Source organism: Pseudovibrio denitrificans JCM 12308 (assembly GCF_001310815.1).
GTDB lineage: Bacteria > Pseudomonadota > Alphaproteobacteria > Rhizobiales > Stappiaceae > Pseudovibrio > Pseudovibrio denitrificans.
Genome location: NZ_BAZK01000008.1, coordinates 54,029 through 67,672, shown reverse-complemented (window position 1 = coordinate 67,672; position 13,644 = coordinate 54,029). Strand labels below are relative to the sequence as shown.

General features: G+C 54.3%; 15 protein-coding genes and 1 pseudogene. 6 read left to right on the top strand and 10 right to left on the bottom strand.

The window, feature by feature from the left end; all coding sequences use genetic code 11:
* Window positions 1-11: 11 nt before the first annotated feature.
* On the bottom strand, window positions 12-1,157 hold the full coding sequence (locus JCM12308_RS11925) for an NAD-dependent epimerase/dehydratase family protein (protein WP_054783865.1): 1,146 nt from the start codon (window positions 1,155-1,157) through the stop codon (window positions 12-14).
* Between the two features lie 589 nt (window positions 1,158-1,746).
* On the opposite strand from JCM12308_RS11925, the gene JCM12308_RS29730 reads away from it, so the two are divergent.
* From JCM12308_RS29730 to JCM12308_RS32260, 6 genes are all read left to right on the top strand, one after another.
* Window positions 1,747-2,055, top strand: coding sequence for a hypothetical protein (locus JCM12308_RS29730; RefSeq protein WP_208978493.1), 309 nt, complete (start codon window positions 1,747-1,749; stop codon window positions 2,053-2,055).
* The gene (gene dctP / locus JCM12308_RS11920; RefSeq protein ID WP_244271889.1) at window positions 1,965-2,735 is read left to right on the top strand and encodes a TRAP transporter substrate-binding protein DctP; all 771 of its coding nucleotides are present in this window, start codon (window positions 1,965-1,967) and stop codon (window positions 2,733-2,735) included. Before JCM12308_RS29730 ends, dctP begins: the two co-directional genes overlap by 91 nt.
* 166 nt (window positions 2,736-2,901) lie before the next feature.
* The gene (locus JCM12308_RS11915) at window positions 2,902-3,408 is read left to right on the top strand and encodes a TRAP transporter small permease (protein WP_054783864.1); all 507 of its coding nucleotides are present in this window, start codon (window positions 2,902-2,904) and stop codon (window positions 3,406-3,408) included.
* Window positions 3,409-3,417: 9 nt separating this feature from the next.
* A complete protein-coding gene (locus JCM12308_RS11910; protein ID WP_008550816.1) occupies window positions 3,418-4,689 on the top strand; it encodes a TRAP transporter large permease in 1,272 nt (423 codons plus the stop codon).
* Between the two features lie 18 nt (window positions 4,690-4,707).
* Window positions 4,708-5,031 carry an isocitrate lyase/PEP mutase family protein gene (locus tag JCM12308_RS32265; protein ID WP_208978492.1) on the top strand — a complete coding sequence of 108 codons (324 nt, stop codon included), beginning with the start codon at window positions 4,708-4,710 and terminating at the stop codon, window positions 5,029-5,031.
* The gene (locus JCM12308_RS32260; protein ID WP_208978491.1) at window positions 5,031-5,561 is read left to right on the top strand and encodes an isocitrate lyase/PEP mutase family protein; all 531 of its coding nucleotides are present in this window, start codon (window positions 5,031-5,033) and stop codon (window positions 5,559-5,561) included. The genes JCM12308_RS32265 and JCM12308_RS32260 overlap by 1 nt, the downstream gene beginning before the upstream one ends.
* Before the next feature lie 28 nt (window positions 5,562-5,589).
* On the opposite strand, the gene map is transcribed toward JCM12308_RS32260, so the two are convergent.
* The 9 genes and pseudogenes from map to JCM12308_RS11860 all read right to left on the bottom strand — a co-directional run bounded on the left by map (window position 5,590) and on the right by JCM12308_RS11860 (window position 13,453).
* Entirely contained in the window at window positions 5,590-6,369 is a 780-nt protein-coding gene (gene map, locus JCM12308_RS11900) for a type I methionyl aminopeptidase (RefSeq protein WP_054783863.1), read from the bottom strand.
* Window positions 6,366-6,572 (bottom strand): ParD-like family protein, encoded by a 207-nt coding sequence (locus JCM12308_RS11895; protein WP_008551251.1) that lies wholly within the window; start codon window positions 6,570-6,572, stop codon window positions 6,366-6,368. Before JCM12308_RS11895 ends, map begins: the two co-directional genes overlap by 4 nt.
* An 81-nt stretch (window positions 6,573-6,653) precedes the next feature.
* Window positions 6,654-7,904, bottom strand: coding sequence for an NAD(P)-binding domain-containing protein (locus tag JCM12308_RS11890; protein WP_054783862.1), 1,251 nt, complete (start codon window positions 7,902-7,904; stop codon window positions 6,654-6,656).
* Between the two features lie 185 nt (window positions 7,905-8,089).
* Window positions 8,090-9,405, bottom strand: a pseudogene (locus tag JCM12308_RS11885) (TRAP transporter large permease).
* Between the two features lie 4 nt (window positions 9,406-9,409).
* On the bottom strand, window positions 9,410-9,883 hold the full coding sequence (locus JCM12308_RS11880; RefSeq protein ID WP_008550866.1) for a TRAP transporter small permease: 474 nt from the start codon (window positions 9,881-9,883) through the stop codon (window positions 9,410-9,412).
* A 35-nt stretch (window positions 9,884-9,918) separates the two neighbouring features.
* Window positions 9,919-10,968, bottom strand: coding sequence for a TRAP transporter substrate-binding protein (locus JCM12308_RS11875; protein WP_008551120.1), 1,050 nt, complete (start codon window positions 10,966-10,968; stop codon window positions 9,919-9,921).
* A 94-nt stretch (window positions 10,969-11,062) separates the two neighbouring features.
* Entirely contained in the window at window positions 11,063-11,605 is a 543-nt protein-coding gene (locus JCM12308_RS11870) for a VOC family protein (RefSeq protein WP_054783861.1), read from the bottom strand.
* A gap of 19 nt (window positions 11,606-11,624) precedes the next feature.
* Entirely contained in the window at window positions 11,625-11,834 is a 210-nt protein-coding gene (locus JCM12308_RS11865; protein WP_014290459.1) for a DUF2783 domain-containing protein, read from the bottom strand.
* On the bottom strand, window positions 11,831-13,453 hold the full coding sequence (locus tag JCM12308_RS11860) for an FAD-dependent oxidoreductase (RefSeq protein WP_054783860.1): 1,623 nt from the start codon (window positions 13,451-13,453) through the stop codon (window positions 11,831-11,833). The genes JCM12308_RS11865 and JCM12308_RS11860 overlap by 4 nt, the downstream gene beginning before the upstream one ends.
* Window positions 13,454-13,644 lie beyond the last annotated feature (191 nt).

Sequence of the window (13,644 nt, the reverse complement as noted above, 5' to 3'; positions counted from 1 at the left end):
TCCCTGCAGAGCTACCAGAGAGACAGGCAGGGGATCTTGGTGGTGTCACAGCGATCAGAGTATTTCCGCGCTATCTCAGTCACTTCCTCAAGCAATCGGTCGCTGAGCGTGATCGGCTTTAGTCCCATTTCCAGAAACTGATGATTGGCCACCATCAGGTCATTTTCAGCTGCTTCCTTGCGGGGATTATCCAGATACGCGATCTCCACATCGGTCATTTGAGCGACCATCTCGGCCAGATCTTTTACCCGGTGCACCTCGGTCATCTGGTTGAGAATTTTGACCCGCTCTCCCCGTTCAGGTGGATTTTCGACCGCCAGCTGAACACAGCGAACGGTATCCTGAATATGGATAAATGCCCGCTTCTGCCCACCCGTTCCATGCACCGTCAGCGGATATCCAATTGCGCCTTGCATGAGGAACCGATTGAGGACAGTGCCATAGTCGCCATCGTAATCGAACCGGTTGATCAGACGTTCATCCAGGGAAGTCTGTTCGGTCTGTGTGCCCCAGACAATACCTTGATGCAGGTCCGTAATCCGCAGTCCATAGTTCTTGGCATAGAACTGGAAGAACAGCTGATCCTGTGACTTGGTCATGTGGTAGATGGAGCCCGGGCTTGTGGGATAAAGGATCTCCTGCTCCCGTAGATCCCCGTTCACATCCAGATGAACGCGCAAGTACCCCTCTGGGATTTCACAGCCCACGGTGCTATAGCCGTACACCCCCATGGTGCCCAGATGTACCAGATGCGGGTCCAGTTCCGCTTCCACTATCGCGGACAGCACATCGTTGGTGGCGTTGAGATTGTTGGAGACCGTATAGCGCCGATGCCATGAGGATTTCATGGAGTACGGCGCAGCCCGCTGTTCCGCAAAGTGGATGATGGCATCCGGCTTTTCCGTTTTCAGCAGCTGCAAAAAACGGTCGTAATCCACGCCGAGCGTGATGTTGGCAAAGCGGATTGATTTGCCCGTCAGCTCCTCCCAGGTCGCCAGTCGCTCACTGATCGGCTGGATAGGCGTGAGCGAGGTGACCTCAAGCTCAACATCAATTTTGCGGTGGGACAGATTGTCGACGATGATGACATCATGGCCAAGGCTGGAGAACAAAAGACTCGTAGGCCAGCCGCAAAAACCGTCGCCGCCCAGTACCATAACTTTACCCACGAAATCGCCCTTCCCGCCGACACACCCAGTTCAAGGTGAGGTAGCATCCTATTGGTACAGACTGATGAACCCAATGGCATTGCTGTTCTGGAACCCCTGATCCGGCAAAACAGGCCCTGTATGATTAGCCCCAACTCTTTCAGGTGGTCACAATGCGCAGTCCAAACACAGGCTAGATAAGCACGTGCGCCAGAAGGCTTCATCTCCATAAAATCAAGGGCAAAAGGCTACTGAGAGGCTGATAGATGAGAGCCTCAATCGGCGTGCCGCACGCGGAATGTTCATAACTCTGGCTAATTTTGTTTCATTTCACCGAAATATTTCGTCTTGCCCGCAACGTGATTTTCACGTCTCTCACCAAGATTCAGTTCTCGCAAAATTTCCAGAGAGACGTAACGGTCCGCTACGTCTTTTCTAAAGGCGCGGATCACATGCAGAGCCGATGCAAAGTTGCGTTATGGAAGAGATCTAGACAATATAATTACATTTTCTCAGCAATAACGGCCTGTACTTCTTCAAAAAACACTCTCTAATATATCTCATATTTCAGTGAATTTGTTTTGGGAGAGGGACACCAATGAGAGTAAAACTGATTTCAATGCTGGGCGCTGCCGCGCTTTCTTTAACCAGCGTCACTGCAATGGCTGCTGAAACAATTCGCGTTACTTTGCAGCTGCCTGAGACCCACAGTCTGGGCAAGAACTGGAACGCCTTTAAGAAAATCATTGAAGAGAAGTCCAATGGCGAACTGAGCTTCAGCTCTTCCCGTCTGCTCAGCTGTTTAAGGATAAGGAAGTGCCAGAAGCTGTTGGTTCTGGCGCAATTGAAGCTGGTTCAGCATTTCTTGGCCGCTTCGCCGGGTCTGTTCCGGCCGTTGAGATCGTAAACCTGCCGTTCTTCTTCCGCGATGAAGCACACCTTCGCGCTGCTGCTGCCAACGGATCTCCAATGCGTGAGATTCTCGATAAAGCGGTTCTGGAAGAAACCGGTGCCCGCGTTCTGTGGTGGCAGGCTTATGGCCGTAACATCTATCTGAACAATGGCGATCCGATCAGAACACCGGAAGACATTAAAGGTCAGAAAGTTCGAACTTACGGCAAAGTTCTGGGTTGGACAGTGGAAGCTCTGGGCGGTGCCCCAACACTGATGTCCGGTTCCAAGCAGTTCCTCGCGTACCAACAGGGCGCTGTTGATGTGGGCATGACTGGCACTTCCGGCGTTACCAGCCGCAAGCTTTATGAAGTGATGGAGAACATGACGCTCTCCTATGACTTCGCCATCGAGTTTGTTGCGGTGATCAACAACGACTTCTTCGAGAGCCTTTCTGAAGAGAACCAGAAGATCATTCTGGATGCTGCTGCAGTAGTCGAAAAACAGCTGCGTGAAGAGGTGTACTCTGGCGAAGACGCCTTGGTTGAAAGCGTTGCGGACAAGATCAACGTGATCCGCCTGAGCGATGAGGAACGTGCCAAATGGGTAGAAGCAACCGCTTCTGTTCAGGACCGTTTTGTGGAAGCAGCAGGCCCTGTTGCACAGCAGGCAATCGATGCTGCCAAGGGCATGTAAGGCTCTCCTGCCTTCATCATTTTAAATCTGGAGAAGGAGCCGTTTGGCTCCTTTTCTGCCCATCCAATCTGTTGGATCCCCTTTTATTTGAGGGAGACGGCTGCACACAGAGATCATTTCAGCCCGTGCAGTTCAGCTCTCCGGCAAATCCGTTTGGTGCTCAGCCGTGATTAAGCTCATAGATTACATCTCCGAATTCACCGGCAAATTTGCTGCCTGGGTGTTTTTCGCAATTGGTTTTTTCATCTGTTACGAAGTCGTCGCGCGATATGTCTTCAACAGCCCAACCGTTTGGGTGGATGAAGTTTCCCGTATCGGTCAGATCTGGGGAGCTTATCTGGCGGGCGCCTTTGCGCTCAAACACCGTGAGATGATTGTGATTGATGTGGCCTTCCGCCGCCCGGATACGCTGGTGCGCAAGGTGGTCGAGACCTTCTCTATTCTGGTGATCCTGATCTTCTGCATCACGGCTGTCTGGTACGGCTATGGTCTCTGGTACAAGTCACTGCTGCGCGGCCACACCACAGACACCTATCTCGCCCTGCCCAAGTGGTTCACCCACGCCTCGGTCTGGGTAGGTTTTGCCTTGCTCGGCCTGCAAGCCATGGCCGAAGCGGTGAAGATCTGGCGCGATGGCGTGCCAGCCGATGACACTCTGGAACACGAGATTTAGGGGCAACAGATGACTGCATTTCTCATTCTTGCAGCCCTGCTGCTGCTTTTGGTTTTCCGCGTTCCTGTCGCATTCGCGCTTGGTTCGCTCGGTGTCTTCCTGCTCTGGTATTTTCCGCTGCCGCTCAACGCCGTACCGCAGCGCCTTTATGGCTCCATGGACAGTTTCGAGCTGCTGGCCGTGCCCATGTTCCTGCTTATGTCCAACGTGCTGCTGAAGGGCGGTGTCGGCAAAGATCTGTTTGCGGCCGTGCAAAGCTGGGTCGGGCATTGGCCGGGTGGGCTCGGCGTAGCGACCATTCTGTCTTGCGGCCTGTTTTCTGCCGTTTCCGGCTCTTCTGTTGCCACCGCAGCGACCATTGCAACAGTAGCGATCCCCGAGATGACTTCTCGCGGTTATGAGCGCCCGTTTGTGCTGGGCATGCTGGCCGCTGGTGGCACGCTGGGTATTCTTATACCGCCGTCTATTCCGTTGATCCTCTATGGCATCGTGACAGAAACCTCAATCCCGAAACTCTTCCTTGCGGGGATCGGGCCGGGCCTGTTCCTTGCCAGTGTCTTCATCGTCTACGGCATGCTCTACTCCCGCTTTAACAGCAATTATGAGCGGGTGGAAAAGGCGAGTTGGGAGGAGCGCCGCCGGGCAACTTTCATGGCGCTGCCAACTCTGTTGCTTGCTGCGTCCATCATCGGTTCCATCTACATGGGCATCGCCACACCTTCTGAAAGCGCAGGCATCGGCTTTGTTATGGCGCTCATCATCACATTCGCCATGGGGCGCATGAACTTGGAGAAGATGAAGGAAGCCACCTATAAGTCCATGAAGACCACCACCATGGTGTTCCTCATCATTGCAGGGGCCAAGGTTTTCTCCTACGCGATCACGCTTTACCGCCTGCCGCAGGATATCTCCACACTGCTCACCTCCAACATTTCTGAGCCCGGCATGTTCATTCTTGCCGTTGGTCTGGTGCTGCTGATTGTCGGGTTCTTCCTGGAATCCCTCAGCATGTTGCTGATTATGGTGCCCGTGTTGTTCCCGGCTCTGGAAGGCATGTTCATCGACCCGATCTGGTTCGGCATCTTCTTCGTGGTGCTGATTGAGACTGCGCTGATCACACCGCCGGTGGGAATGAACCTCTTTATCATTCAAGCCGTTGGGGGCGCAAAACTGTCAGAGGTTGCCAAGGGTGCATGGCCGTTTGCGCTGATGATGCTGGCAACAGCGGCCTTGCTTTACTTTTGGCAAGGGCTTGCCCTGTATATCCCTTACAACACCTAGGAACTGGGGAGCTCAACCATGTCAAAAGCACAGGTACTCAAGGCTCTGTTTGAGAGCGGCGAACTGAATGTAACCCCTTGCTGCTGGAATGCCCTTTCCGCTCGCTTGATTGAGCAGGCAGGTTTTCCTCTTGCTTTCATGAGCGGCTTTGGTGTTTCTGCCTCCCGCCTTGGGCAACCCGATGCTGGCCTCATCTCCTATGCCGAGATGGTTGATCAGGCCCGCAACATCGCCTCTGCAACCAGCATTCCGGTGATTGGAGATGGAGATACGGGTTACGGCAACGCGCTCAACGTCAAACGCACGGTTAAAGCTATGCCAGTGCAGGCATGGCCTGCGTAATGATTGAAGATCAGGTTGCGCCCAAACGCTGCGGTCACACAAAGGGCAAGCACGTGGTGGAACGGGATGAGGCGTTCATGCGCATCCGGGCTGCGGTTGATGCCAAAAATGAAGGTGCCGACATTCTCATCCTTGCTCGCACAGATGCCCGCGCTGAACATGGTCTGGATGAAGCCATTGCGCGCGCCAAAACCTTCCGAGAGATCGGCGCGGACATGACCTTCGTGGAAGCACCGCGAACCGTTGAAGAAATGAAGCGTTACTGCGATGAGGTGGAGGGTCCAAAAATGGCAAACATGCTGGAAGGCGGGCTCACCCCGTTCCTTCAGCCTGCTGAACTGCAAGAGCTGGGCTACGCCATCTCCACCTACCCCTTCACCGGCCTCATGGCCATGATCAAGGCTCAACAGGATGCTTTGTCTCAAATGAAGCAAGGCATCTTCCCCGAGCCAGCCATGAGCTTCGAAGACCTGCAAAAAGCCGTCGGCTTCGATGCCTATTACGAAGCTGAGGAACGGTATCGGCATTAGGTGAGAAGAGGCGAGAGCCTCAGGTCCCCTACCCCGGCACCTTCTCCCCTTCCCGCAATGTGAGCACCTCGAAACCATCGGCTGTGACCAGCACGGTGTGTTCCCATTGGGCGGAGAGTTGGCGGTCGAGGGTTTCTACGGTCCAGCCGTCTTCTTTGGTCACGGTGAGTTCAGTGCCTGCGTTGATCATGGGCTCGATGGTGAAGGTCATGCCTTCCTTGAGCAGGGTTCCGGTGCCGCGTTTGCCGAAGTGCATGACGGATGGGCCTTCGTGCATGTCGCGGCCAATGCCGTGGCCGCAGTAGTCGCGAACCACGGAGTAGCCTGCTTTTTCTGCGGTCTGCTGAATGGCGGCGCCTACATCCCCCAGTCTCGCACCGGGGCGTACTTCTTTGATGCCAGCCCACATGGCTTTGTAGGTGGTTTTGACCAGCTTCTGCGTTTTGCGAGAGGCGCCGGGCATCACAAAGGTACTGCTGGAATCTGCGATGAAGCCGTCTTTCTCCAATGTGATATCAACGTTGATGATGTCTGAGGCTTTCAGCTTGCGGTTCTTATCCGGGATGCCGTGACAGACCACCTCGTTGATGGAAGAGTTGAGCGCGAACTTGTAGCCGTATTGGCCTTTGCTAGCTGGGCGGGCTTGCAGCTCGTTGACGATGTAATCCTCAACGCGATCGTTGATCTCCAGCGTGGAAACACCGGGCTTTACAACATCTTCCAGCATTTTGAAGACCTGAGCCAGCAGCTTGCCGGATTGACGCATCAGGTCGATTTCATCGGCGTTTTTGATGATAATCGCGCTCATGTCTCAATCACCTCAGGCGGGGCGAGTTTGCAGGCTTTCAGTTGCTGTTGCACCAGCTCAGAATAAGTCAGGGTTGGGTTCAGCTCGGCAAGCATACCCATTTTGATCCAGAACTCTGCCTGTGCGTTGATGGAGCGAGACATGACGGTGCTCGCTTTTCTGATTTCCTCGTGCAGGTCATCAGAGATTTTGACAATGCCCATGGAAAGGCTCCTTATACGTTTAATATACATATCGTATATGAATCGCATAAAGGCAAGAGGAGATTTTTGGAGAGGTGCGTTCTACTCTTTCAGGTCATATGTGAAAGGATACTGGCGATAATCCTGCTGATAGTGACGTTTATGGTCGTTCAGCGTGTTCAAAAAGCCTTTCCAATCCAGATGAGGCTCGCCGGTCATATCACTCAGGCGCGCAAAGCATTCGAACACGCTGTTGTGGTATTCCTCCAAATTGGCCGGATCTTTTTGCAGCACGCAGCCGCCATTGGCGACTTCTGCTTTAATCTCCTCAATCGGAGGCAGCTCCAACTCCCCACTCAGGATTTTGGCGCAGTAGACGCTCTGCAATTGGATGCTGGCAAAGTGCACCGTAAAGCGTGGCAGGCCGAGGAAAATGAGTGTTGGGTCGGATGGATAGAACATGTTGAGGTAAAGCGGGCCGATGGAGCAACCGCTCAGCTCAATGTCGTTCAGGGAGCCCTTCAGAAACGGGAAGTCGTAGATGTAGCCGGTGCACAGGATGATGGCATCGACGTCATAGAGCACCTCACCGTTTTGTAGGTAGATGTTCTTGCCTTCCACGCGTGCGGGCCGGTCATGCTGGCTGATGTTGAGGCTCTGCCCATAAAGGCCATTGCGCACATAGCACTTGTGTCCGTTGGGAGGAAATGTGCCGCAGATGTAGACCTGCTCGGCGTGCGGACTCAGGTCCAAAGAGATGTCTTCGGAGGAAACGCAAGCGCCGATCAGAGCAACGCGCTTGCCCTCATAAAGGTTCGGCAGACGGTAGGACTGGGAGTGGGTGACGGAGCCCTCAAAACTCTCCAATCCGTCAATCTTGGCTATATTCGGGTAGCTGTCCTTGCCCGTCGCCACGATTACATGGGTGAAGATCCGTTGGGTGCCTTCCGTGGTCACACGCCAGCCATCGCCAGCTTTTTCTACGTGTTGCACTGGCGTGTTGAACTCGATGAGGTTTGAGATGCCGGCGGCTTTGGCGGTGGCGTCGATGTAGTCCAGCACCTGAACGCGGCCCGGAAACAGCTCCAGCTCTTCCGGCAGTTTATAGTCGCTGATCTGCATGGCGCGTTTGGGCAGGTTGGCGCGCAATTTGGGGTACATGGCCGAGTAGACGCTTTGGCTCTGCGGATCGCGAACGTCGACCGGCTCGTCGGTGAGGACCTCATAGGCCCACTGTCCGCCCAGACAGTTTCGCGCTTCAAACAAAGATGGAATGATACCGCGACGCTTGAGTTCAATCGCTGCTGTGAGCCCGGTTGGGCCAGCCCCGATAATGGCGATGTTAGGAGCCATGAAACCCTCAGCCTTATTATGGTTGCGGGTACTATGGGCCTTGCGGGTTAATTGCCCGTTCTTGGGATTGTTAGGATGCGAGATGAGTGAAGTGGTTCGATGAAATTCTTTGAGCCGCTCGATCCTCAAAGCAAAAAGGGAGAGCTGATGCCCTCCCCTTTGCGATGATCAAAGATCCCTCAGACCTACATGGCTCCAACAAGCCAAAGTGAGAAGCCGGGGACCGCGATCAGCAGCGCGAGGCGGACAAGGTCGGAAACCCAGAACGGGAACACGCCCTTGAAGATGGTGGAGAGTTTCACATCCTGCAGCACGTTGCGCAGCACGAACACGTTGAGGCCAACGGGAGGTGAAATCAGACTGATCTCCGTCACCACCACAACGATTACGGCAAACCAGATCAGTACAGCTTCCGGATCTGCCAGCATTTCGTGGCCGAAATCCAGCTCCAGAATGAGCGGGTAGAACACCGGCACGGTCAGCAGGATCATGGAGAGGCTTTCCAACACACAGCCCAGCACGATGTAGATGAGCACAATACCGAGGATCACCATGTAGGCATTCAGCTCAAGGTCCAGCACCCATTCTGCCAGCGTATCCGGCAGGCCTGCAAAGTTGACGAAGTTGGAAAACACTTCCGCGCCGATGATGATCATGAAGATCATGGCCGTGGTGCGGGCACTCTCCAGCATGGCGTGGTAGAGGTTTTTTATGGTCATGCCGCCCATGAGCAGCGCGATCAGGAACGACGTACCAGCGCCGATGCCAGCTGCTTCAGTCGGGGTGAAGAAACCGCCGTAAATACCCACCATGATCACAGCAAACAGGCCAAGCACGGCGAAGACACCAAGCTGTTCCTTTTTGCTGAACGGTTCAACACCTTCAGCCTTGGGAGCGAGAGACGGGTTGAGTAGCGTGGCGACGTAGATGGCGCCGATATAGAGCAAGAGTCCCAGAATGCCCGGAATAACACCCGCGATGAACAGCTTGCCGATGTCGGATTCTGTCAGCAGGCCGTAGATGATCATCACCACAGATGGCGGGATCAAAATGCCAAGGGTGCCGCCAGCTGCGATGGAGCCAGAGGCAAGACTGTCCGCGTAGCCGTATTTGCGCATAGAGGGCATGGCCACTTTGGACATGGTGGCAGCCGTTGCCAGAGACGATCCGCAAACCGCAGAGAAACCACCACACGCCACAACTGATGCCATGGCAAGGCCTCCGCGCGCGCCGCCCAGCAGGCGGTTTGCAGCAGCATAGAGGCCGTGGCTGACACCGGAGATGGTGAGCAGGTTGCCCATGAGGATGAACAGTGGAACAACGGAAAGCGAGTAAGACAGGCTGGTTTCAAAACCAACGGTACTGACAACGGACCATGTGGCGGACCATCCGCGCATCCAGCAAAGCCGATGGCGCCGACAAAGATCATGGCGAACGCGATTGGCACGCGCAGGAAAATGAGGACGAGCAGAGCTGCAAAGCCGAGAAGGGACTCAAACATGACTTTAAAAACCTCTGCGGAATGCTTTTTTGAAGAATACGAAGGTGTAACAGGCGCTCAGCAGCGCAGAGACAGCAGCGATCCAGGAAAGGGGTGCCAGTGGAATGTCCAGAGCATTGGTCACAGCGCCATCTTCCATCAGGCGTTCAGCATGAGCGGCCAGTCGCCAGGAGAGGATCACCAGAGTGACCGTGGAGACAGACCAGGCTATGCCCTTCATCACTGATTGCATGACGGGTGGAACCATGCCGTAGATCATGTCCACTTCAACATGTTCTTTACGAGAGGTTGTCAGCGGAAGAGCTGCGAAAACCAGAGCGCCAAGCATGAGCTGGGTGATTTCGAAAGCACCGCGAACAGGAGCGTTGAACCAGTAACGGCCAACCACATCAACGACTGTAAGGCCAGTCAGACCCGCGAGGAGTAACGCGCAACATATTCCAAGGCCAAGCTCAATGAGGTTGGCGAGGGAGCGCACCCGCGATGCGCCCCCGGACCTGTTGTTAGACCCGATCAATTTTCTACGCCTGTAGATTTACGGAACTTGTCAAGAGCAGCAGCGCCGTCAAAGCCGTCTTCTGCAACTGCTTTTGCCCATTCGGTCTCATAAGCAGCCGCTTTTTCCTTGATGGCCGCAACCATTTCAGGAGATGCATCATAGATTTCGATGCCAGCTTTGTTGATGCGCTCGATTGCTTTCTCGTCAGCACCGTTCCATGCCTTACCAACGCGCTCAGCAAACGCATCGCCGGAGATCGCCATGATTGCAGCCTGATCTTCAGCGGAGATCTCACCCCATTTGCCTTCGTTCATGACGAGGAACCATGTGGTGTTGTAGATGCCGCCAGGAACGCGCATGGAGTACTTCACGTGATCCAGCAGTTTGAACGCTGTCAGAGCTTCATAAGTGAAGGTCACGCCGTCGATGATGCCGCGAGACAGGGTCTCGTAGACTTCACCGGATGGCATGAACAAAGGAGATGCGCCCAGATCGCTTGCCAGATCAGCAATGTAACCGCCCGGAACACGGATCTTCAGGCCTTCGATGTCAGCTGGAGTGTTCAGCTTGCGCACGTTGTTATGGAACACGCCTGGGCCATGAACGAAGAGACCAAGAACTTTGGTGCCTTTGTGCTCAGCCTGTGCATCCAGATCGTTTGCGTAAACATCCCAGAATGCTTTGGAACCGGAAACAGCGTCATCACCCAGGAAGGAGAACTGACCGATACGGGAACGCTGGAAGCGGTTGTCCTTGGTGAAGGAGTGCAGGCCGTAGGTGATGTCGACAACACCGTCGGCAGCCATGTCAAAGTGGGCTGGTGGTGCGCCGGCTGGCTTTGCCAGAACGCGCACGGACACGCGGCCATCAGTAACTTTTTTAACTTCTTTCGCCCACGGCTTGATTGCGTTGACCACAATCGGATGGCGTGGTGGTAGCCAGCTGGAAAGAACCAGCTTTGTTTCAGCGTATGCAGCAGTTGCAAATGCAGTTGGCGCCAACATGGCAGCTGTTGCCATGCCAAGCAGCGTGCGGCGAGCAACTTTCGTCTTCAAGAATTCCATGGCTCCCTCCCTTAAGATGCCAATAAAATTATTTTGTCAGATGAAGAACGGGAACCTCCCAGTCCCCGCCCCTCAGGCAGGTCGTCTTAAAAAATTAGACTTTGCCGAGTTCTTTTGCGTGCAGCCAGTCAGCGTGTTTTGGCGCTTTCTTGGTGCGGCTCCACTCTTCCAGCATGTCCCACTTCACAGCATCGAGACGCTTCAACTTCTCTTCTTCTGCTGGATCCGGACAAGCCAGCTCGATGCGGTGTCCGTTTGGATCGAAGAAGTAGATGGAGTGGAAGATGGAGTGATCAGTCACACCCAGCACGTCGATGCCGTTGGCTTCCAACTGCTCTTTAAAGGCAATCAGGGTTTCGCGATCCTTCACCTTGAATGCAATGTGCTGCACCCAGATTGGTGTGTTCTCATCACGGCCCATTTCCGGCTTTGTTGGCAGTTCAAAGAACGCCAGCACGTTGCCGTTGCCTGCATCAAGGAACAGGTGCATGTACGGGTCAGGTTCGTGTGTGGAAGGAACTTTGTCCTCTGCAATCGCCAGCACAAAGTCCATGTTGAGGTTTTTGGTGTACCACTCAACAGTCTCTTTTGCGTCTTTACAGCGGTAAGCAACGTGGTGAATTTGCTCAATTTTCATAAGACTCTAACCGAGGCGATTAAGCCTCGCCTCCTCCCTGTGTGTTGGCAGCCAGGTCCATTGCTTCGCGAAGAACATCTGCATCACCAATGTGATTGGCGAGGATGAGGACCAGCTTGGCGTTGAGCGCTTCGCTTTCCTTCTCAGAGCGTCCTTCATGCAGAACCAGAAGATCGTGATAAAACTCGTCCGGTTTGGCGATGTTTGCTTTTGTATTCAGATGGCTCATTGTGCGGCCTCCTGCTCAAAAATGCCGATAGCGCGGTTCAGAGCCTGCGCAACGTTTGCGCCGTCATAGGTTTCCCAACGGGCAGCCACGTGCTGGTCCGGGCGCATCAGATAAACAGCGGAAGACTTATCTCCCAGATAACGATCCCTGATCTCATCTGTCGCGTTCACACGCAGCGCTGAGATGGTGATGCCGCCAACGTCTACAGTGTCCGGCACATCCGCGTTGATTGCCAGCAACTGGAATTTGTTGCCCAGCTGATCCAGCAACCAGCCATTTGCCGTTGGTGCATCTGCTGCCGGAGAACCCGGACGGGAGCGCACCGGCATGCCAGCACAGTCATCGCTGTTCAGCGAAGATCCGTCATAGGTGGCCGGAACGGACAGACGACCGGAGTTCACCAGCGGACGTGCAAATTCAGCAGCCTCGGAGAGGTCCAGAACAGCATCGCGGAACACGCGGCTGATAGCAGATTTCGGTGTGATGAAGTCGGTGGAGCGGGAAGAGTTCAAAATGTTCTCATCCGCAGCGTAGATACGCTCTTCATCATAGGTGTCCAGCAGGCTCATTGGCGCAGTGCCGTCCATCACCAGTTTCAGCTTCCAGATCAGGTTGTCTGTGTCCTGTAGGCCGGAGTTTGCACCACGGGCACCGAACGGAGACACCTGGTGGGCACTGTCACCAGCAAAGATCACACGGCCTTTGCGGAACTGTTCCATACGGCGGCACTGGAAGGTGTAGATGGAAACCCACTCAAGCTCGAAGTTTACATCCTCGCCCAGCATAGCTTTCAGGCGCGGAATGACGTTTTCCGGCTTCTTCTCTTCTTCCTTGTCGACATCCCAGCCCAGCTGAAGGTCGATGCGCCACACATTGTCTGGCTGCTTATGAAGAAGAGCGGACTGACCGCGGTTGAATGGTGGGTCGAACCAGAACCAGCGCTCTGTCGGGAAGTCTGCTTCCATAACCACATCGGCGATCAGGAAATTGTCTTCAAAGATGCGGCCCACAAAGTCCAGACCCATCATGGCACGGATTGGAGAGGCAGCCCCGTCACAAGCGATCACCCAGTCCGCTTCAACGGAGTAGTTGCCTTCCGGTGTTTCAAGCTCAACAGTTGCAAAGTCGCTGCCCTGATCAACGGAAACAACCTTGTTGTTGCCACGGATCTCAATTGGCTTGCCCTGTGCCTGAAGTTCTTTAACCCGGTCAACCAGATACTCTTCAAAGTAATACTGTTGCAGGTTGATGAAAGCCGGACGCTTGTGACCGTCTTCCGGCAGCAGATCAAACTGATAGACCTGACGCTCGTCAAAGAACACCTTGCCCACGTTCCACTGGACGCCTTTGTCGACAAACTGATCACCACAGCCGATACGGTCGAGGATTTCCAGCGGGCGCTTTGCATAACAAACCGCGCGAGAACCCCAGCTCACCTTGTCGTTGTCATCGACAACAACAACTTCAATATCCTGCATGGCCAGTTCAATTGCTGCGGCCAGACCAATCGGGCCCGCTCCCACCACAACAACCTTATGGCGCACTGCCTTTTCCGCATCCTGATCCGGTGATCGGACATATGGATATAGCGGAACTTCGAAAATCTTTTTTTTCGTCATACGCTGCCTCCCAGCAAGTGTGATGCCTCAGCCAGCATCCGGCAAAACATCAATCAACTTTGGAGAGCCGGCTGGAACTTGGGGCCATCCGGCGCTCTGACGCATATGGGGCGGCTTTCGCCTGCGAGGTTTTTCGTCAATGTTGGGAGCCAGCAGTATCGATCGTTCACAAACAGAGTAAGAATTGTTCT

Excerpts from the sequence above, each read along its gene's own strand:
- JCM12308_RS11875 (WP_008551120.1), bottom strand. The coding sequence starts at position 10,968 with ATGGAATTCTTGAAGACGAAAGTTGCTCGCCGCACGCTGCTTGGCATG.
- JCM12308_RS32265 (WP_208978492.1), top strand. The coding sequence starts at position 4,708 with ATGTCAAAAGCACAGGTACTCAAGGCTCTGTTTGAGAGCGGCGAACTG.
- JCM12308_RS11860 (WP_054783860.1), bottom strand. The coding sequence starts at position 13,453 with ATGACGAAAAAAAAGATTTTCGAAGTTCCGCTATATCCATATGTCCGA.
- JCM12308_RS11910 (WP_008550816.1), top strand. The coding sequence starts at position 3,418 with ATGACTGCATTTCTCATTCTTGCAGCCCTGCTGCTGCTTTTGGTTTTC.
- JCM12308_RS11925 (WP_054783865.1), bottom strand. The coding sequence starts at position 1,157 with ATGGTACTGGGCGGCGACGGTTTTTGCGGCTGGCCTACGAGTCTTTTG.
- JCM12308_RS29730 (WP_208978493.1), top strand. The coding sequence starts at position 1,747 with ATGAGAGTAAAACTGATTTCAATGCTGGGCGCTGCCGCGCTTTCTTTA.
- JCM12308_RS11890 (WP_054783862.1), bottom strand. The coding sequence starts at position 7,904 with ATGGCTCCTAACATCGCCATTATCGGGGCTGGCCCAACCGGGCTCACA.
- JCM12308_RS11865 (WP_014290459.1), bottom strand. The coding sequence starts at position 11,834 with ATGAGCCATCTGAATACAAAAGCAAACATCGCCAAACCGGACGAGTTT.
- JCM12308_RS11870 (WP_054783861.1), bottom strand. The coding sequence starts at position 11,605 with ATGAAAATTGAGCAAATTCACCACGTTGCTTACCGCTGTAAAGACGCA.
- JCM12308_RS32260 (WP_208978491.1), top strand. The coding sequence starts at position 5,031 with ATGATTGAAGATCAGGTTGCGCCCAAACGCTGCGGTCACACAAAGGGC.
- map (WP_054783863.1), bottom strand. The coding sequence starts at position 6,369 with ATGAGCGCGATTATCATCAAAAACGCCGATGAAATCGACCTGATGCGT.
- JCM12308_RS11895 (WP_008551251.1), bottom strand. The coding sequence starts at position 6,572 with ATGGGCATTGTCAAAATCTCTGATGACCTGCACGAGGAAATCAGAAAA.